The 20,886-nt window shown below is 46.8% G+C and carries 14 protein-coding genes and 2 pseudogenes; 5 read left to right on the top strand and 11 right to left on the bottom strand.

Annotated features, from left to right (window positions below; all coding sequences use genetic code 11):
- Positions 1-65 precede the first annotated feature (65 nt).
- Complete coding sequence (clpP, locus tag QTO06_RS11970; protein WP_005430931.1) at positions 66-692, bottom strand: ATP-dependent Clp endopeptidase proteolytic subunit ClpP; 627 nt, start codon at positions 690-692, stop codon at positions 66-68.
- A gap of 105 nt (positions 693-797) precedes the next feature.
- The gene (tig, locus tag QTO06_RS11965) at positions 798-2,102 is read right to left on the bottom strand and encodes a trigger factor (RefSeq protein ID WP_005437602.1); all 1,305 of its coding nucleotides are present in this window, start codon (positions 2,100-2,102) and stop codon (positions 798-800) included.
- A 528-nt stretch (positions 2,103-2,630) separates the two neighbouring features.
- On the opposite strand from tig, the gene QTO06_RS11955 reads away from it, so the two are divergent.
- The 3 genes from QTO06_RS11955 (at position 2,631) to QTO06_RS11945 (ending at position 6,044) form a co-directional block, all read left to right on the top strand.
- The gene (locus QTO06_RS11955; RefSeq protein WP_331408222.1) at positions 2,631-4,436 is read left to right on the top strand and encodes a sensor histidine kinase; all 1,806 of its coding nucleotides are present in this window, start codon (positions 2,631-2,633) and stop codon (positions 4,434-4,436) included.
- Positions 4,437-4,440: 4 nt separating this feature from the next.
- On the top strand, positions 4,441-5,784 hold the full coding sequence (locus tag QTO06_RS11950; protein WP_331408221.1) for a sigma-54-dependent transcriptional regulator: 1,344 nt from the start codon (positions 4,441-4,443) through the stop codon (positions 5,782-5,784).
- A 77-nt stretch (positions 5,785-5,861) separates the two neighbouring features.
- A complete protein-coding gene (locus tag QTO06_RS11945) occupies positions 5,862-6,044 on the top strand; it encodes a hypothetical protein (protein ID WP_020196008.1) in 183 nt (60 codons plus the stop codon).
- 57 nt (positions 6,045-6,101) lie between these two features.
- Here the strand turns inward: QTO06_RS11945 and QTO06_RS11940 are convergent, their stop codons facing one another.
- The 8 genes from QTO06_RS11940 to QTO06_RS11905 all read right to left on the bottom strand — a co-directional run bounded on the left by QTO06_RS11940 (position 6,102) and on the right by QTO06_RS11905 (position 18,118).
- The gene (locus QTO06_RS11940) at positions 6,102-7,463 is read right to left on the bottom strand and encodes a TRAP transporter large permease (protein WP_005437607.1); all 1,362 of its coding nucleotides are present in this window, start codon (positions 7,461-7,463) and stop codon (positions 6,102-6,104) included.
- A gap of 3 nt (positions 7,464-7,466) precedes the next feature.
- On the bottom strand, positions 7,467-8,138 hold the full coding sequence (locus QTO06_RS11935; RefSeq protein WP_039841497.1) for a TRAP transporter small permease: 672 nt from the start codon (positions 8,136-8,138) through the stop codon (positions 7,467-7,469).
- Positions 8,139-8,255: 117 nt separating this feature from the next.
- Positions 8,256-9,251 carry a TRAP transporter substrate-binding protein gene (locus QTO06_RS11930; RefSeq protein WP_020196010.1) on the bottom strand — a complete coding sequence of 332 codons (996 nt, stop codon included), beginning with the start codon at positions 9,249-9,251 and terminating at the stop codon, positions 8,256-8,258.
- Positions 9,252-9,465: 214 nt separating this feature from the next.
- Positions 9,466-10,935, bottom strand: a complete 1,470-nt coding sequence (locus QTO06_RS11925) for a protein adenylyltransferase SelO (protein ID WP_331408220.1) — start codon at positions 10,933-10,935, stop codon at positions 9,466-9,468.
- A gap of 311 nt (positions 10,936-11,246) precedes the next feature.
- On the bottom strand, positions 11,247-14,237 hold the full coding sequence (locus QTO06_RS11920; RefSeq protein WP_331408219.1) for a M6 family metalloprotease domain-containing protein: 2,991 nt from the start codon (positions 14,235-14,237) through the stop codon (positions 11,247-11,249).
- A 228-nt stretch (positions 14,238-14,465) separates the two neighbouring features.
- Positions 14,466-15,833: a TrkH family potassium uptake protein gene (locus QTO06_RS11915; RefSeq protein WP_331408218.1), complete on the bottom strand. Its 1,368-nt coding sequence runs from the start codon at positions 15,831-15,833 to the stop codon at positions 14,466-14,468.
- Positions 15,830-16,492: a potassium channel family protein gene (locus QTO06_RS11910; protein ID WP_005430853.1), complete on the bottom strand. Its 663-nt coding sequence runs from the start codon at positions 16,490-16,492 to the stop codon at positions 15,830-15,832. The genes QTO06_RS11915 and QTO06_RS11910 overlap by 4 nt, the downstream gene beginning before the upstream one ends.
- A 390-nt stretch (positions 16,493-16,882) precedes the next feature.
- The gene (locus tag QTO06_RS11905) at positions 16,883-18,118 is read right to left on the bottom strand and encodes a DEAD/DEAH box helicase (RefSeq protein ID WP_331408216.1); all 1,236 of its coding nucleotides are present in this window, start codon (positions 18,116-18,118) and stop codon (positions 16,883-16,885) included.
- Positions 18,119-18,300: 182 nt separating this feature from the next.
- Between QTO06_RS11905 and QTO06_RS11900 the strand changes: the two genes are divergently transcribed.
- Positions 18,301-19,626, top strand: a complete 1,326-nt coding sequence (locus QTO06_RS11900) for a hemolysin family protein (RefSeq protein ID WP_331408214.1) — start codon at positions 18,301-18,303, stop codon at positions 19,624-19,626.
- Between the two features lie 92 nt (positions 19,627-19,718).
- Here the strand turns inward: QTO06_RS11900 and QTO06_RS11895 are convergent.
- A pseudogene (locus QTO06_RS11895) lies at positions 19,719-20,195 on the bottom strand (TonB-dependent receptor domain-containing protein); the annotation flags it as partial.
- Positions 20,196-20,309: 114 nt separating this feature from the next.
- On the opposite strand from QTO06_RS11895, the pseudogene QTO06_RS11890 reads away from it, so the two are divergent.
- A pseudogene (locus tag QTO06_RS11890) lies at positions 20,310-20,876 on the top strand (SDR family oxidoreductase); the annotation flags it as partial.
- Positions 20,877-20,886: the final 10 nt, after the last annotated feature.

Here is a 20,886-nt window from a genome sequence, read left to right as displayed (position 1 = left end):
ACCTCTTAGCCTTTACTCTTTATGAATGAGTGTATATCAAATTTAGCCAAAATGCGCTGGCTAAATTACTCGCCGCGGTGGCTCAACACTGCATCCACAATACCGTATTCTACAGCCTGATCTGCCGACATGAAGTTATCACGATCAGTATCGCGTTCAATCACTTCAAGAGGCTGGCCTGTGTGCTCTGCCAATAGGTTGTTTAGCTTCTGCTTGATGGTCAGGATTTCCTGAGCATGGATTTGGATATCAGAAGCCTGACCTTGGAAGCCACCAAGTGGTTGGTGGATCATCACACGTGAGTTAGGCAGAACGTAACGCTTACCCGGCGCACCACCTGCAAGCAGGAACGCACCCATTGAGCAAGCTTGACCCATACATACTGTGCTCACATTTGGCTTGATGAACTGCATGGTGTCGTAAATAGACATACCTGCTGTTACGCTGCCGCCTGGCGAGTTGATGTATAGGAAAATATCTTTATCTGGATTTTCAGATTCTAGGAAAAGTAGCTGAGCCACGACAAGGTTTGCCATGTGGTCTTCCACTTGACCGGTTAAAAAGATCACGCGCTCTTTAAGCAAGCGTGAGTAAATGTCGTAAGAGCGTTCGCCGCGGGAAGTTTGTTCAACCACCATTGGCACTAGCGCGTCAATAATTGGCGACATTGCATTTTTTTCTTGGTAGCTCATATTCTTATGTCCCTAAAATAAATGGCCCGGATGATGTGTATCATACGGACCATTGTTAGCAGAATAGTCGACGTTAAGTCAACCTTCTACGCAAGATATTGCTTATTAAGCAGCAGGTTGTTGGTTAAGTAGCTCGTTGAAGCTTACTTCTTTCTCAGTAACCTGTGCTTTAGCGATGATCGCGTCGATTGCTTGCTCTTCTAGAGCAACGTTACGCATGTTGTTCATCATTTGCTCGTTTTGCTCGTAGTAAGCAATAACTTCTGATGGATCTTCGTAAGCTGTTGCCATCTCTTCGATTAGCGCTTTCACTTTCTCGTCGTCAGCTTTTAGCTCTTCAGACTTGATTACTTCACCTAGAAGAAGACCAACTACAACGCGACGTTTAGCTTGCTCTTCGAACAGTTCACGTGGAAGCTGTGCAGCTGCTTCTGGGTTGCCACCGAAGCGTTGAGAAGCTTGTTGACGAAGAACTTGGATTTCTTGGTCGATAAGTGCAGCTGGTACGTCGATTTCGTTTTGCTCAACTAGACCGTCGATAGCTTGCTCTTTGATGCGGTTCTTAACAGCTTGCTTAAGTTCGCGCTCCATGTTCTTACGAACTTCAGCTTTAAGTGCTTCAACGCCACCTTCAGCAACACCGAACTTAGAAACGAACTCGTCGTTTAGTTCTGGCAGTTCACGAGCTTCAACTTTGTTCACTTTGATTGCGAACTTAGCTGCTTTACCTTTTAGGTTTTCAGCGTGGTAATCTTCTGGGAAGTTTACGTCGATTTCGAATTCCATACCTTTAGTTTTACCTTCGATACCGTCTTCGAAACCTGGGATCATGCGACCAGCGCCCATTTCTAGTGGGAAGTTCTCAGCTTTACCGCCTTCGAACTCTTCACCGTCGATAGAACCAACGAAGTCGATGCTTACGCGCTTACCAGCTTCTGCAGCTTCTTCAACTTCTGCCCAAGTAGCTTGTTGCTTACGTAGAGTTTCGATCATCTCTTCTACGTCTGCATCGTTAACTTCTGTTGTTGGTTTTTCAACAGTGATGCTTTCTAGGCCTTTTAGTTCAACTTCTGGGTAAACTTCGAAAGTTGCAGTGAATACTAGATCTGCGCCTTCGTTGTTTTCAACTGGAGCGAAAGTTGGTGCGCCAGCTGGGTTGATTTTCTCTTTTACGATCGCTTCGATGAAGTGACGTTGCATAACTTCACCAAGAACGTCTTGACGTACTGCTTTGCCGTACATCTTAGCAACCATTTTTAGAGGCACTTTACCCTTACGGAAACCATCGAAACGACGGTTTTTAGCGATGTTGCGTAGTTCAGCTGTTACAGCGTCTTCGATGTTTGCAGCTGGAACAGTAATGTTTAGACGGCGCTCTAGGCCTTCTAGCGTTTCAACAGTAACTTGCATTATATATAAACCTCTAAAGTGGCCCGGTCTTCCCGAGCGTATGAGCGAGACTCTTTGAGTTCACGCTTCATCCTTGTGTAGTGTCCTGTCCGAACACCTAATTTAAAATCGAGTATCGATGCTGAATCTCAACACCGGACTAATCAGTGATATCTTCGGCGTCATCACCAAAGGTATCTCCTATTAGCCTCAGGACAGAATTTTTAGACGCGACATTCTAGCGATCTGTCGCAACCCTGTCGAGCCAATAGCCACTATGTGGACATTGTCTGCGCTAAATTCTCGAATACCGACTCAAAAAATAGCGAAAAATGCGATTTGAATACCGCTTCAACGCTGCCAGCATATCTAGAATGGGGACAATAGCGACTTTTTCAAGAGAATCGACAGCTTTTTTTATTGAAAAGCCTAAAAAGAGATCTTGCTCTTGTTTTACTCCACAGAGTTGGAAACTAAATCCCTATTCATTCCTACAAACCATTAACATTTTCTTATGTGGTTAAAGGGAAGGTAGCAAGGAGCGTAAGGATGTCGCAAAGAAACCGTATTCTACTGATTTTTTTCGCCTTCTATTTCCTTTGCGCGTTCGCCGGCGGACATTGGGTTTGGAATGCCAGCTACCAGTCCTTGCTCGATAAACACCAATCCCAATTGGAGCGTTTTTCTAGCCACATTCAAAACAAGTTAGACAAGTACGCCCACATCCCTCACCTACTTTCAAAAGACGAACCTTTGGTTGAAGCGCTGCTCAATCCGAACAACAGTGCACAGCTAGAAATCACTAATCGGTACTTAGAGTCCGTCAATGATGTTATTGCTGCGGCAGACACTTATTTGATCGACAAATGGGGCACAACGATCGCAGCCAGTAACTGGCGTAAAGAGCGTTCGTTTATTGGCCGCAACTTCGCTTTCCGTCCTTACTTCAAACAGGCGATTATTGGTCAGCGAGCGGAATACTATGCGCTGGGCTCTACCTCAGGAAAGCGTGGTTATTACTACTCCTACCCTCTTGTGTATGCAGGAGGCGTTTTAGGCGTTGTTGTAGTCAAAATGGATTTAAGCAAGATAGAAGACAATTGGCAGCAGCCGAAAAGCATCTTTGTTGCGAGTGACCCAAACGGCATTATTTTTATGAGCAGTCGTAGTGATTGGCTATTCAAAAGCTTACAACCACTCGACGAACCAAAAGCTGCTGAAGTTTGGGCCAGTCGCCAGTATTTAGATACCACGATTGAATCTCTGGGCTTTGTCGGCGATATGGAGTTAACTCACACAGAGGCGAAGCAAGGCTACCCATACAACAAAGGAACCTTGGTGATCTCTTCTCTTCCTTTGAAAGATCTCAAACTCACAATTCGAGTATTGTCTCCAAAGCAGTCCGTGATATGGATAACGATGGGCTATTTGCTCGTCTTGACGCTTGTCTTCACTGTGTTGTTTTTGGTTGGTCAACTTATCTATCACCGCCAACAGCGTCACCTTCAACTGGAACGGATTCAACAAGAAGCCAATCAAAAACTGGAATACCAAGTGATGGCGCGTACCGCTGAGTTACAAGCCGAGATTGCTCAACGCAGCGAAACCGAACAAACCCTTCGTCAGACTCAAGATGAATTGGTTCAAGCGGCCAAGTTAGCGGTGTTGGGGCAAATGTCGGCCAGCATCAGCCATGAACTCAACAATCCATTGGCGGCTATTCGTAGTTTCGCTGAGAACGGTAAACTGTTCCTAGAAAAAGAAAAGTTCGAACGTGTCGAGGACAACCTCACTCGCATCTCTGCCCTTACCGACCGGATGGCGAACATCAGTCAGCAGTTGCGCTCATTCGCGAAGAAAACCAGTGGCAATGAATTGGTACACACTCATCTTTTACCGGTTATCGCTTCAGTAAAAGAGTTGATGAAGCCAGCACTGAAATCAGCTCGCGTAACCTTGGATACGAATTTGCTGGAGCAGGATGTAGAAGTGCAGATCAATACCATCCAGTTAGAACAAGTGTTAGTAAACTTACTCACCAATGCGATAGAGGCGCTTAAGGAGCATGACGACAAACAAGTTGTGCTCTCTGTAGAGCAAGACAGAGAGGCCAAACTCGTATGGATTCATGTGGATGACAACGGCACAGGACTTGGCGATTTTACCCTTTCAGAACTGTGTGAACCTTTCCTCACCAACAAACAAAACGGCTTGGGGTTGGGGCTTTCTATATCACAACAAATCTTAGCCGGAATGAACGGCAAATTAAGCGCTCAGAATCGAGAACAAGGCGGTGCTCGATTCTCACTCTGCTTACCTATTGCTTCACCAATCGCCGCACAACCAGAAGGATGAGACCATGTGTCAGGTGTTTTTTATTGACGACGAAGCCGATCTCAGACTCGCCATCGAGCAAACCTTTGAATTGGCGGATATCGATGCCAAGTTTTTTCCGGATGCTGAATCGGCTTTAATTGCCATGCAGCAAGGCGAAGAAGCGGGCGTCGTGATCACCGACATCTGCTTACCGGGAATTTCTGGCATGGACTTGCTGACCACACTTACTCAGCGCGATGCAAACCTCCCCGTCATCATGATCACCGGACACGGCGATATCTCCATGGCCGTACAAGCTCTCCATCAGGGCGCTTACGATTTTATCGAGAAACCTTTTGCGCCAGAGCACCTAGTGGAAACCGTTAAGCGGGCCATTGAGAAGCGAAAGCTCACCAATGAAAACGAAAAACTGCGCCAGTCACTCAAAGCAAGTAAAACCCTTGGTCCGCGAATCATTGGCGAAACCGCGAGTATCCAAATGCTGCGTGAAACTATCACTCACATTGCCGATACCAATGCGGATATCTTGCTGTTTGGAGAAACGGGCACAGGTAAAGAGCTGATTGCCCGTTCATTGCATGAACAAAGCGCTCGTCGCAACCATAACTTTGTCGCCGTAAACTGCGGCGCCGTACCGGAAAACCTGATTGAGAGTGAGTTGTACGGGCACGAGAAAGGCGCGTTTACTGGAGCGGAAAGTCGCCGAATTGGTAAGTTTGAATTTGCTCAGGGCGGCACACTGTTTTTGGATGAAATCGAATCGATGCCGATTCAGGCACAAATCCGTTTGCTGCGGGTGCTTCAAGAAAGAGTGATTGAGCGTGTTGGCTCCAACGAATTGCTGCCGTTGGATATTCGCGTCATTGCCGCTACTAAGGTCGACTTAAAACAAGCGGCAGAGGAAGGCACATTTCGTCAGGATCTTTATTATCGCCTCAATGTGGTCACTCTCGATCTACCGCCAATGCGCGAGCGCAAAGAGGACATTCCTGCGCTGTTCCATCACTTTTTATTGGTTGCCGCGTCTCGTTACGGCAAAACCTCCCCTAGTCTCTCCTCACAAGATTTGGCTCAATTAATGGCGCATGATTGGCCGGGTAATGTGCGCGAACTACGAAATGCGGCTGAACGGTTTGTCCTACTCGGTAAATTAATCCAATTGGGAGATACCGCCTCGACTTCTCCATCTTCATCTCCATCTAGCCTTGCTGAACAAGTGGCAGAATTTGAAAAAGCCGCGATAGAAAGCGCTTTACTAGAGAACAGCGGCAGCATCAAACAAACCATGGAACAATTGAATGTGCCTCGAAAAACCCTGTACGACAAAATGCAACGCTATCAGATAGATAAGGATCTATATAAATAAAACGCCGTTTACGGTTTGTCGTTATATCCAACTTGAATCATACTTTTTGTAACAACGGATTGATGGTTCATGCGGATATGACAGAGAAAATTAGAATCCCCGTTATCACCGATACCGTGATGATCGATGGGCATTATCAAGAAGAGAGGCGTTCGGGAGAAGACCGGCGTAAGAACAAAAAGAAGTGGCATGGTTACGAGCGTAGAGTAAAGCCAGACCCGCGCAGACCTACCTACAAATCAATAGACGAAGAGGTGTGAATAGTCACACCTCTTTTTGTTTTCATCAACAGCGAATTAGGTTTACTTGCTATGTCGCTACTTGGTGATGATTTCTGGTCCCATCAACGTCGTTGGTAGCCAAGTGGATACCCAAGGCACGTACGTTACGATAATGAGGAAGAGGAACATCACCGCCACCCATGGCAGTGCCGCTTTCACCACATTCATCATCGACATCTTCGCTACCCCAGCAGTCACAAATAAGTTGAGCCCTACAGGTGGCGTTATCATGCCTATCTCCATGTTCACCACCATCATGATGCCAAGGTGGATCGGGTCAATACCCAGTGCAATCGCGATTGGGAACACCAACGGCGCGACGATGATGAGCAAGCCAGATGGCTCCATGAACTGACCGCCAATCAGTAGCAAGACGTTAACCACAATTAAGAAGGTAATCGGCCCAAGACCCGCTGACAGCATAGATTCGGTGATCATTTGCGGGATGCGTTCTTCGGTAAGCACGTGCTTAAGAATCAGAGCATTAGCAATGATGAACAACAGCATGATGGTCAGTTTGCCTGCTTCATAAAGCGTATGCTTGGTATCTTTATGAACAAACGTTTGGAAGATTTTAACCAATGCAGGTTTGGTATTCTGCTTGTCGGCAAAAGGTCCCATGTCTTTGTAAACAAAGTTAGCAATGAAGAATGAATACACCGCCGCCACCGCCGCCGCTTCTGTCGGCGTAAAGATACCGCCGTAGATACCACCAAGGATGATCACCACCAGCAATAAACCCCAACTTGCGTCTTTGGCGGCATCGAAGGTTTCTTTCCAACCGACAAAAGGTTGTTTTGGCAGGTTCTTGATTCTCGCGGCAATGTAAATCGCGATCATCAACATCACACCCGCAAGCAGGCCCGGAATGACGCCACCAAGGAACATGCGCCCAACCGACACGTCCGTTGCAGCGGCATACACCACCATCACGATCGAAGGTGGGATCAAAATGCCCAGCGTACCCGCATTACAGATAACACCCGCCGCAAACTCTTTCGAGTAACCATTCTTGATCATACCAGCGATAACGATGCTACCAATCGCTACTACCGTTGCAGGAGACGAACCCGATAGCGCAGCAAACATCATACATGCCACGACTGATGCCATGGCTAAACCGCCGCGGAACCAGCCGACAATAGCAATTGCAAAGCGGATAATGCGCTTGGCAACACCGCCGGTAGACATAAAGCTTGAGGCCAAAATAAAGAAAGGAATCGCTAACAAAGTGTAGTGGCCAGCAAACGCGTTAAACAGTGTTTGGGCAACGGAAGCCAAAGACGCATCCGAGTGCATTAGTAAGAAAAGAATACTGGAAAGACCCAGCGAGACAGCAATTGGCACACCGATCAACATGAAGCCAATCACCATCAAGAATAAAAACAAAATATCCATGATTTATTGCTCCTTGCGATCTGATGATGAAGAACCATTCGGAATCGCGTCTGCGGCTTCACTGAGTTCTTCTTTTAACGCTTCTAACTCTTCCTCAGCTTCATGACCTGCAATCAAGCGGTCCAGTTTGCCTGTTGCGATCTGCCAAGTGATTTGCACAAAACGGAAAGTGAGTAGCGCCATACCAAGGGGCAGAGCAAAATAAGGAATAAAGCGAGGCAGCTTCTCGTAGCGCTCACCTTCATTGAGCCAATCGGCGAGAAACTGAAACATCTCTGGCATCGGAATATCGTCGGTTTCATACCACGCTCGCTCGGTGACAAACGGATACCAGTAGTTCCAGGAGCCAACCAAAAGCAGAATGGAAAACGCTAGGCAACCAGCGGCTGCGAGCAGTGCGAGGATTTTTCGTTTAGGCTCAGACACCATATTGATGATGACATCGACACCGATGTGAAAATGCTTCTTCACACCATAAGATGCACCGACCAACACCATCCATGCGAACATGAACACCGTCAATTCCAACGCCCAAAGAATATTGTCGTTGAAGACATAGCGAAAAATCACATTGGCAAACGTCAGCAACGTCATCGCGCCAAGAAAGAACGCAATCAGCGTCTCTTCAATGGCATCGGTGATTCGCCCTGCCTTGGCAAAAAAAGTCTGTTCCATAATTACATCACGTCATTATTGGGAGAAAAGGGCCCTCTCCCCATGAATGAGTACACGAGGGCCAATCGTAGTGCTTTGTATTTTTACTTGTTCACCCAAAAAGCTTGGGCGAGCGGATTATTGATTGGATGCGAGTGCTGCATCGATAAGGTCTGAACCAATGTCTTTCTCGAACTTCTTCCACACAGGTTGCAGTGCAGTTACCCACTCTTGGCGCTGTTCTGGCGTTAGGGTACGTACCACACCACCCGCTTCGATGATGTTGTTCTTATTCGCTAGGTTCACTTTGGTTGATTCAGCGTTACGTTGAGCCGTCACTTCTTGAATGATGGTATTCAGTTGTTCACGCTGATCGTCTGGCAGGTTTTTCCAGAAGTCGTTCGATGTCACCACTAGGTAGTCCAGAATGCCGTGGTTGGTTTCGGTAATGCCATCTTGTACCTCGAAGAATTTCTTACCGTAAATGTTCGACCACGTATTTTCTTGGCCATCGATAACCTTAGTTTGAAGGCCACCGTATACTTCTTTGAAAGACATCTTTTGTGGGTTTGCACCAAGCTGTTCGAACTGAGCAACCAATACGTCTGAAGCTTGTACACGGAACTTCAAACCTTCGGCATCGCTTGGCACCATCAGTGGCTTATTGGCAGACATTTGCTTCATACCGTTATGCCAGAAAGCCAAGCCCTGTAGACCACGTCGTTTCATTGCGTTTTTCAGCTTTTCACCTGATTCCGAGTTTTGGAAACGGTCAACAGCCGCCACATCCTCGAATAGGAAAGGAAGGTCAAAGATGCGGTACTTCTTGGTGAATTTCTCAAACTTTGAAAGAGAAGGGGCAGCGAGTTGAACATCACCATTAAGTAGCGCTTCAAGCACCTTGTTATCATCGTACAGTGTCGAGTTAGGGAAAACCTGCATACAGACTTTGCCATTCATCTCTTCGTTCACGCGCTTTTCCAGTAACGAAGCAGCAATGCCTTTTGGATGCTTATCTGTATTGGTTACGTGACTGAACTTGATCACGGTTTCACCAGGGTCACAGTTTGCGGCAGCGTTAAAGCTAGTGATAGCCAGAGCAGAAACAGACAATAGGGTTAGAGGCTTAAACATTATTATTCTCCTTGTTGAATCACATCCCATCCTTTCCATGAGTACCTAAATCGGTAGAGGGTAATGGGTACGGATGTTCAACAAAGAGCAAGTTGCAGACCAAGTTAATTATTCCTTATTAGTCAGCCACTTAAATAGCAATGAGGAATCATGGGTGAAGATAAGGGGTCAAATCCACCCACACGAACCAACGAGATGGGTGGAAAATGACACATTAAGAAGAACAGCTGATTTCCATTTTCTTACCCCACTCAGGAGGCAACTTGGCATAATCATCAAACTCGGGCTGTTCATCATAAGGGCGCTTTAATAGCTCAGCCAGTCGCTTTACTTCACTGAAGTCCCCTTTCTCTGCCTTATCAATGGCAAGTTGAGCTAGGTAGTTACGTAAGATGTATTTCGGATTCGTTCGACGCATCTTTTCACAGCGAATTTGTGCTGATACGCGCTCACCGTGCTCGTCCACTTCTAACTCACAGCGAGCGAGATATAAGTCTACCCATGCACTTGCCGCTTCTCGATCAATAAACAAATCAATCACAGCTTGAGGCGACTTCATGTCGAGGTTAGATAACTCACGGAAGAAGCGAGTGTAGTCAGCTTTGTTTTGGTTCAACAATTCAAACATGGCTTCGAATAAGCGGCCGTCTTCGTCCACCTTAGTGTGAAGACCGAGTTTGGCACGCATCAACTCACTGAATTTTTGACTCAGACGCACTTCAAATTTCCCTAAAGCGGCCTCAAGATCTTCTCTCTGTACAAGAGGCGACAAGGAGTGCGCCAAAGCAGAGAGATTCCACAGTGCAATACGCGGTTGCTGTTCAAAGGCGTAACGACCTTGGTAATCCGAGTGGTTGCAGATGTAATTAGGATCATAGTCATCGAGGAAGCCAAACGGCCCGTAATCAAAGGTTTGTCCTAATATCGACATGTTGTCAGTATTCATTACGCCATGGGCAAAACCATAAGCTTGCCAGTACGCAATCATCTCTGCGGTTTTCTCCACAACAGACTCAAACATGGCTGCGTATGGCTTTTCCGCTTGATAGCACTCAGGGAAATGCCACTCAATCACTTTGTCAGCGAGCAGCTTTTGCTCAGCAAGTTGATTGGTGTAGAAGAAGTGCTCGAAGTGACCAAAACGAATGTGGGTTTCTGCAACACGAATCAGTAGCGCTCCGTATTCCATCTTCTCGCGGTAAACGGGTGTATCACTGTCCATCATACCCAACGCTCTGGTAGTGGGAATGCCAAGCCCCGCCATGGCCTCACTGCACAAGTATTCTCGTATCGTAGAACGCAATACCGCTCGGCCATCGCCCATTCGAGAATAAGGTGTAAGACCCGCCCCTTTGAGGTGAATGTCGAACCAAGTGCCATCTTGGTGCTGCATTTCAGCGAACAGCAAACCACGACCGTCACCCAAGTCCGGGTTGTACACACCAAATTGATGACCCGCGTACTTCATTGCCAGAGGAGCAAATGGCGCAAGTTCTTTTTGTCCGGCAAACACATTCAACAACTCTTCGTTTTCGGTTGCAGGTAAACCGAATTGCTGCGCGAACTCACCATTCCACACCACCCAGCGAGTGTTATCTAAAAGCTGCGGCGTAACATAGGTAAAAAATGCCGACGGCAGTTCACTGAATCGATGGGTAAAATTCACACCTTCCCAAACGGACATAGCGGTTCCTTAATAAACGACTTCCTAACCAACAGTATAAGCTGTGTGTAAGGTCACCTTCAGCCACGAATTATTCATGGGTATTTACGATTCACGAAGAGGTTTGGGTTATTAGGAGAGAAAAAGAAGTTGGAAGCGTGCCCCACGAACCATCAGTAATCATGGGGCAAGTATGAGTTTCAATTAACCACGAAACTCATAAGCATCGTTTTGAGAGTCAGGCACACCTTTGAATTTAGCGCGCTCAATGTTCAGAATCGTTCGGTAGCTTAAAGACAAATGAGTGGCTTAACAGTATTGGAAATTAAAGCTTAAGCGCGACGACGCCAACCTAACAATGCCAACAACACGAGCGACCAGTAAGAGACACTACCGCCGCTATCAGAGCTTTCGAAGCTCACACTGTTAACTGAAGCAACAACAGAAACATTCACTGACCCTGTCGCAGTGCCACCATTACCGTCAGACACGGTGTACTGCAGTTGTACATTTGCCACACCCTCTTCAGGAGCTTGGTAAAGAACCTTGCCGTTAACCACACTGGCAGTACCCACACCAGACGGATTATTTACCGACTGAAGTGTTAGAGAGTCGTTGTTTAAGTCATAATCATTCGATAACACATCAATGGTGATGCTCTTACCTTCCTCCACACTTGTCACATCTTGAGTGGTGATTGGAGCAGTGTTTACCACTTCGACGTCCACATTGGCGGTTGAAGACAAACCGCTTGGGTCTTTGACCGTTACTTGGAATGTCAGAACCTCACCAGCTTTGGTGCCCTGTGCAACCGTAAAGCTCGCCTCTGCCGTGTTTGCGTCAGAAAGCGTCGCATCCGTACCTGCGGTTTGCTGCCAAGCGTATTCAAGCGCATCACCATCAGGGTCAGTGCTTGATACCGCAGACAGGCTTCCTTGGCCATTGGTACTCATGCTGCTCGTGTCAGCTTCCACACTTGCAGTTGGTGCGTCGTTTTGTCCGTTCACCGTCACTTGAACCGTAACAGGTTGAGACGAGAAAGAGCCATCCGAAGACACCAAACGATACTGGAAGCTATCACTACCTACGAAGTTAGTTTTAGGCACATATTGATCATCATTGATGGTGCCATGTGTCGGTTGTTGCGTGTACTCAACACTAAAGTGATAGCCTGGTGCGATAAAGTCGTTGGACATCAAGTTAAGATCGGCAGTCACGTTCTTGTCGGTTTCAATCGCATCCGATTTTGCTTCAACAATGCTGCTGGCATCGACATCAAACAGTGCCGCGAAAGGAACAAAAGAGAACCCTTGTCGTGATAAGCCTGAAGAGTAAATACCACTACTGCTGCCAGCCCACATGGTTGGCAAAGGTGAAATCTCCGTCGCTAGCTCACTGTCAAAGTTGAAGTTGGTCTCGAAGATACCACCTTCAATTTCAACGAGAAGAAGGTGTTTACCCGCACTTAACTGACTTGGCTGATTAAAGATAATGCGTGAAGACGAGTCGAACGCCCCCTCTTGCAACAGCTGAGCGTCGCTTTCTTGCAGCGACAAGCTGTAATTTTCAAATGCAGGCGCAGGGAAACGCCATACTTTGTAGCTCATCGTGTTGCTCCAAATATTAGTTGAAGCAAACAGTTGTAAACCATCCAGTTCCGAGTCAACGCCGAGGTCGACAGTAATCGCTAATGCATCATCAGAGCCCGGGTAAATAAAACCACGGTAAAATGAGTTCTTCCATGCTGATTTATTTGGCTCGCTTGGCATCTCTAAAGAGAAAGCTGCATCGGTGGCATTACTTACAAAGTTCGAAATGGCTACGTCAGTATTGAAACCAGCAATGTCATAAAAACCCGGATTAGTGCTGTCTGTAATGAACACGCCTCCGTTCGGATACAAGTCACCACTCTCACTGGTTCCCCAACGGCTTTCTAGCTCACCATAGCCATCTGCCTGCATGATCTGAACCTGCATTTCGCCCGTGTCATTGAAGCGGTTCATGATGTTGACAGATGTAACCAGCATACCTTCGCCAGCAAGCGCTCGGTCGTAACCAGAATAAGTTCGGTTCTCAAGATAAACTCGAGGGCCGTGCTCTTTTAAATATGGGTCGAGATAAACCAGCTTCACTTCGCCATTTTTAATCGATGAAAAAGGTTCGTTTCCGTGAGCCACCTGAGGGACAACAAAGCCAGCCGCATGTTTGCTCCAAGCACTCATGTTTACAGGCGTATCACCCGCGTAGCTATCACCAGGCTTCATTGCCCATGAACCGCCGCCCATGACACCCCATTCGCCAATAGAGCCTGAGCCACTGTATGAGTACAAGTCAGGTAGTCCTAACATTAGGTGGCCGAGCTCGTGCACTATCACACCCAGTGTCGATTGGTGCGTTAGCTGAAAATCAGCAAATACGCAGTAGTCTCTGATGACAGTGCCATCAATCGTCACGTCATCATGAGAAAACTTATGCGGCCAAATAGAAGGACGATCGACTTGGTTAGCGGCTAAATCACCACCCGCAAAAATAAACATCACTGACAGCTCAGTCGGACCAACACTGCCGCTGTTGTTCGTGTCGTATTGCGCCAAGTTGATGTATTGATCGAGCTTTTGATATGCCTCGGCAAAAACTGCGTTGGTTTTTACGTCACACTCGTCACCACGACTATTACTGTTACAGTCTGGGTGGTTTTGATTCACAGTAACGCTAATCACACCATCATTTGTCGTACCATAGTTCTCGTTTGCTGGTACAACTCGGTACTGGCCTTTTGAGTTTTTATCGTAGAAATCCACAACACTTTGGCGGTTCTCACCAAACACTAGCTGTTGAAAATCATGCACCATTTTCTGGTCATTGAAAGAGACTTCCACCACCAGCAAAGGTTGCTCTGTCACACCTGACGAGCTCATTGCTCGGTAACCTTGGGCTTGTTGACGCATCAGGTTTGCACGCGCTCTTGGCTCAATCGTTCTTAACGAAGACAAAGCAGGTTTAACCAACACACTCGGACGAAGCTGTGAAGCTTCTGGTGCTGACGTTGATTGTGTTTTCTCTACACCCGTTGAAACCAAAATTGGAGAATCGGATTCACGTTTAATCTCTGCAAAGAACCAATGTCCATCTTTTTTGATCAGGGCATTGCCTTGCTTGTCTTCATGCCAGTGAAACGCAGCGGTTCCGCGTAAAATAATATCACTGGATGTTCCATCGCTGAGAGTAACGGGTTGCCAGACAGGAGAAGGGGGTGTGGTTGCCATGCTTTGACCAGAGATAGCGGTGGCCAGCATGGTGAGTGCTAGAGTCTTGAACTTCAAACTACGGCTCCATGAGTTCGATGCGCGATCACACATTCCATACGCAAATAAAAACAATAAGTTGTATATGAAAGAACTATGGAATAGTACAGAAATCGTTAAAGATTGAAATACTGCGATCGCAAATAAATCGAAATTATTCTCATTTTGTTGATGTATTTATAAAAAACGCGAGTAGCGGTTTAACCGTCATACTCGCGTAATCGTTTGCTAGTAATAGATCTATTATTAACCAGTTAAGACATTGTCTTCTGGGTACTTGATCAACGTTGGTTCAGGGCGCGCTAGCATATACGCCAACGTCAAAGGTCCGATACGTCCGATGATCATCACCACAATCATGATGTATTTACCCGGCTCAGACAGTTCTGCCGTCAGACCCGCAGTCAAACCTACGGTTGCAAAAGCTGAGATGGTTTCAAACATCACCTTATCAAAGGCCGCTTTCTCCGTGATCATCAGTAAGAACATCGCCGTCGTTAAGATAGCGCCACTGACCACAATGATCGCCAACGATTTAGTTACCGTCTGCCAGTTCACGGTACGCTTGAAAATGACCACATGTTTCTTCTGACGCAAGAATGCCCACGTTGCCATAAATGCCACAGCAAAGGTCGATACCTTAATACCACCACCGGTTGAGGTAGAACCCGCACCGATAAGCATCAATACAATCATTACCAGTAACGCTGGTTGAGTGAACTGCGCCAAATCGACACTGTTGAAACCCGCTGTACGCGCACTCGCTGATTGGAAGAAGGCGGCGAGCCACTGCCCAGCGACTGGTAGAGACTCCATCGTATTCGGATTGTGTCTTTCCAATAGCCAGAACATGATTGTGCCCACAGCAAGCAATGCCGGTGTGGCAATCAGCATGATTTTGGTGTGCAGGTGCAAGAAGTGGAAACCTCTGCGCCAATGCAGCCACAAATCACCGATGACCGTAAAACCCAAACCGCCAAAGATGAACAAGCCTGCCAGCGTAAAGATAACCACTGGGTCATTCACAAAGCTCATCATGCTATCGGAGAAGAGCGCAAAGCCCGCGTTGTTGAAGGCCGAGATAGAGTGGAACAGCGCATAGAACATGCCTGTTTGCCAACCCATTTCAGGAACCCAACGAAACGAAAGGAAAAGAAAGCCAATCGTCTCTGCAATCAGCGCGAAGATAACGATTTTCTTCACCAACTTACGTAGATTTACTTGGCGATCTTGGCCCAATGCATCTTTCGCTAACGCTTGCTGTCGAAGGCTCAAACGAACCCCAAACATGTAAAGCAGGACAGCAGAGAGGGTCATTTGCCCTAACCCACCAACTTGCATTAAAAACATCAGCAGAATTTTACCTGCTAATGTGAAGTGCTCACCCGTATCCACCACACCTAGGCCGGTCACACTGATGGCCGAGGTTGCGGTAAATAATGCATCGGTCAGTGATAAACCGGTAACAGAGAACACTGGTAGCGTGAGCAGTACAGCAGAAGGCAATAACACACCGAGAAAGCTCAGCAATATAATGCGCGGTTCGCCACCTTTCGCTTTATCTCGTTTGCCATCTGGGACGTAAAAAACGCCTCTCTGATGAAATTGCTTCATAGTGATTTCAACTTGCTCGCAAGTTTGTCTTGAGGGCCAACGACAATGATAAGGTCGCCGATTTCTAATGTGGAATTCAGATCAGGCGCTTTGGTGATTTCTGGGCCACGTTTAAAGCCCAGCACTTGTACGCCTTCCACTTTGCAAAGCGCAAGGTCACCCAAGGTTTTACCCATCCAGCGCGAGCCAATGACAAACTCAGTCATCGCTAAGCCGCTGCCAAGTGGGTGGAACTCAAGTACGCGTTTATCAAGCATCTTACGCGCAACACGAATCCCCATATCACGCTCAGGCATGATGATGTGGTCTGCACCAATTTTTTGCAGCACGCGTGCTTGGAAGCGATCGTTCGCTTTGACCCAAACCGATTTCACGCCCGCCTCTTTCGCAATCAGCGTCGCAAGAATGCTGGCATTCACATCGGCACCAATGGCAATCATAACCATGTCATAGTCATCGAGTTTGAGTTCAGCTACCGTATCTTCTTGAGTACAGTTTGCCACGATGGCTTGACTCACGAACCCCGCCGCCTCTTTCACTCGGTCTTCATTGATGTCTACCGCCAAAACCTGTGAGCCGGAATCCTGCAGTTCTTTACAAACAGCCAAGCCAAAACGACCCAGACCAATTACCGCAAATTGCTTATCACCCGTTTTCATTCGTGCCTCATTTATGCGTTGAATAGCAGGCGCGAAAGTCTGCGCCTATTCCTCACCATCTGCAAACAAGACGACAAAAAATTGACAAAACCCTAACTCAGACTTTCGCACTCAATGTCTGTAAAGCGTAAGACACAATGATTGAGTTTTCCTAATTATTCGCAAGTAAATCAAAAGAATAGCCACCAAGTTCACACTTAGTGCGAGGTCATATTCATCGTCCATTCAAAACCGCTGCTTTTAGCCAGCAAACACCAATTCGTCTGCCATGGAAAGCATGCACCAACGAAAAATGAAAAGTAATAGACTGAAATCAAAAATAAAAAAGCCACATCGAAATGTGGCTTTATCTCTATGAAGACAGGTTTGATACAAAAACAAACGTGCAGATTATTTAGAATCGCGCTTGTCGCCATTATCACGACGAGGACGCTGATCTTGCGGTTTTCGCTTGTTCTTTGGCACGTAGTTTAGAATTGAAATTGGAACAGGCTTTCTTGGTGCAAAACCTTCAATTTCTACACGCTCTAATAAATGGCCAAGACGGCTTTCAATCATGCATAGGTTTTTGAAATCGTCTTTCGATACCAATGAAATCGCTTCACCCTGCGCGCCAGCACGACCAGTACGACCAATGCGGTGCACGTATTCGTCTGCCGGGTATGGCAAATCGTAGTTGATCACCACTGGCAAGTTGTCGATATCGATACCACGTGCCGCAACTCCTGTTGCAACCAGATATTGAATTTCACCCGCTTTGAACTGTCCAATCAGCTCTTGGCGAACGCGTTGGTTGCGACCACTGTGGAACGCTTCAGCCACGATGCCGCGCTTCTCTAACTGAGTCACTAGCTTAGCTGCACCGTGTTTGGTTTCAATGAATACCAATACTTGTGACCAGTCGTTCTCGTTTAGCATGTGGCTCAATAATGACGACTTCATGTCTTTATCAACCGTGGTGATCCACTGCTTGATGTTTGATTTTGATGCGCTGTGCTTCGCAATCGAGATTTCTTCAGGATCGACAATCGCGTTCTTCGCCAAATCACGCACTGGGTTTGATAGCGTCGCAGAGAACAGCAAGCTTTGAATGTCTTCTGGCATGCAATCGACGATCTTATCGATCGAATCGATGAAGCCCATATCCAACATTTTATCGGCTTCATCCAGCACCAGCATTTCCACTTCATCAAAGTGAATGGCGCGTTGACCGTAAAGGTCAATCAAACGTCCTGGCGTACTTACGACAATATCAACGCCGTCAATCAGCGCTTGTTTTTGCGGTGCGTAATCCACACCACCAAACATCGCCATTGAACGCAACGGTAAGTTCTTACCGTAAGCTTCGATGCTTTGGTGTACTTGAAGTGCAAGCTCGCGCGTTGGCGTTAGGATGATCGCACGTGCACGCTTTTTACGTTGCGTTTCACCTTGGCTCAATTTTTCTAAGATTGGCAATACAAAGCTGGCGGTTTTACCCGTACCTGTTTGTGCTGCGGCAATCAGGTTGCGACCACGCAGAACAATAGGAATGGCTTTTTGTTGGATAGAAGTCGGTTTTTCATAACCCAGCGCCTTCACAGCATCTGTGATAGGAGCGCTTAAACCAAGCTTAGAAAATGGCATAGAAACGTCTCAACGAAGAAATGGGCGCGTAGTGTATCAGAATCCGTCTTAAGTAACAGAATCATTCACACCAGCAAGTTGGTTGGCTCGACAAACAAATTCTATCCTTTTCATTGCGCATTTGATTGTTACAGCGTGATGATTTATTCACCACTTCACGTTTCTGCTAGATAAAGCTAGCTATGCTGAAACGGTGTGCATCACTGGAAAACTTCATGGACATTTTATTACTGGTTGGATTAATCGCGCTCAATGGTGTGTTTGCCATGTCTGAGATTGCCTTGGTCACGGCTAAAAGCGGACGACTGAAAAAGTTTGCCGAACACAGCGCTGCAGCCCGCCTCGCCTTACAACTAAAAAACAATCCCACACAGTTCCTCTCTACCATCCAAATCGGTATCACAGTGATCGGTATTCTCAGTGGTATCTTTGGTGAAGCCACACTCTCGGTTCCGTTTGAACACTGGCTCGTCGCACAAGGTATCGAGCGCGAAGTCGCCACCGTACTCGCTACCGCCATTGTCGTTGTCGTCATCACCTACTTCGCCATTGTGATAGGCGAATTGGTCCCAAAACGTTTTGCGCAAAACAATGCCGAGCGTATTGCGGTTATCGTCGCTTATCCTATTCATTGGTTAGCGAAACTGACCACACCATTTGTCATGCTGCTGACGACCTCTACTGATGCACTACTCAAGTTGCTGCGCCAAAATAACAATGGTGAGGTGGTCACAGAAGAAGACATTTTTGCCGTGGTGAGTGAAGGCTCGGAAAGCGGTGCGATTGAACCGCAAGAACAACTGATGATCCGTAATTTGCTGCACCTCAACGATCGCCTTGCACTTTCGCTAATGACGCCTCGCTGCGATATGCATTATCTCGACCTCGATTTACCCCTTGAAGAAACGCTCAGAAACTTGCGTCAAACGCAGCATTCCGTTTGGCCAGTGTGTAAAGGCGGACTGGACAACATCATCGGTACGATTTCTTCCAAAGTCTTGCTGGATGAATACAACGAGCTGTCGATTTCTCGCTTGGCTAAGTTGCTCAAACGTTCACGCTTTGTGCCAGAATCGATGAAAGGCTTACCACTGCTCAACTATATGCAACAAACCAGTACCGAAATGGTCTTTATCGTCGATGAATATGGCGATGTGCAAGGCTTGGTCACTCACCATGATTTACTCAAATCCATAGCGGGAGAGCTGGGCATGGCGCCACAGCATATTTGGGCGAAAAAACAGAAAGACGGCAGTTGGCTGATGGATGCTCTAATTCCGCTTAACGAGCTGAAATACAAACTTGAACTCAATGTCATTGAGGGTGAAGAGAGTGAGGGTTTTCAAACCTTAAATGGCTTTTTGACTTGGTTAATCGGGCGAGTACCGACTCAAGGTGAAACTGTTGACTATCAGCGTTGGCGATTCGAGATACTGCATGTGAAGAGTAATCGTATCGTCCAAGTTAAAGTCACAGAAACCGTCAAAGAACTTGAGGCTAAATGTTAAACATTCATGAGATAGAAATGAAAAATAGCCTCTGCGTAGAGGCTATTTTAGGTTTCAATAAAACCAGCAGTTCAACAAGGCCAACAGCCTAATTAGAACAGGTACGTTGCGCTTACGTACGCACTGCGGCCTTTCTCAGAGTAACCGTAGTAATCATCTTCATCATCTAACTCGACGTCAAAGATGTTGTTCAAACCCGCTTTTAGATTAAATTGTTGGAAATCGTAACCCACACCCAAGCCAACAAGCGTATAGCCATCGACCGTTTTGTTTTCACGGCTTTGGTTAGTAATAACTTGTTTACCAATGTAGTTCACGCGGGCAAAGGTGGTGAATGAATCGAAGACTTCCCAATTGACATTCAGGTTTGCCAAGTGCTCAGGTGTTTTAGTTAGCTTATCACCACTGCTCTTGTCTTTCGCGTCCGTGTAGGTGTAGTTACCTTTTAGGTTGATGCTATCGGTAATGTCATACCAACCTTCTAGTTCAATGCCTTTGATCTCCGCTTTGCCGATGTTTTGGTAAGTGAAAATAGGCGTTTTGCCCACCGAACCTACTATTCCAGTAATAATCACCTATCCCAACAAAATTGTGTTGCTTAAATACGTCAAGAATGGCCGCATCAGCAGGCTTAGCTTGCGCAACCACTTGTTCGATTTTTTGCTCTGGCAAATCCACCTCGGCAAAGTGCCTGCCGAAAGCTAGAACAAGACCAACTGATCCCCGATTACATCGTCACTTGTGCCGGTACTTTGCACCTTGAATCCATTTTAGATCTGCCTTTAGAGGCACTAAACAAAACCTTGGACGTCAATTTAAAAGGCACAATGCTGCTCACCCAGCAACTGGCAAAAATGCTGGTGAAACACAGTAAGCAAGGCGCAATAGTGGCCGTAGGTTCCAATGCGGCCGATACACCACGCGTTAAGATGTCCGCCTACTGCACATCCAAAGCTGGCCTGCACATGTGGATGCAATGTTTGGGATTAGAATTGGCAGAGCATTGCATTCGCTGCAACATCGTTAGCCCCGGCTCGACCAGAACGCCAATGCAAGAGCAGATGTGGAATGAATCTTATGGCGAGCGAGAAACGATTCAAGGCAACTTAGCATCCCATCGCATGGGTATTCCGTTAAACAAGATTGCCGAAGCCAAAGACATCACTAACGCGATTGAATTTTTGCTCAGTGACAAATCAGGCCATATCACCATGCATGATTTGAGAGTGGATGGCGGAGCTACGTTCTGATCCTCCGCCA

This window comes from Vibrio sp. M260121 (assembly GCF_036533715.1).
GTDB lineage: Bacteria > Pseudomonadota > Gammaproteobacteria > Enterobacterales > Vibrionaceae > Vibrio.
This window is presented reverse-complemented; position numbering and strand designations above follow the sequence as displayed.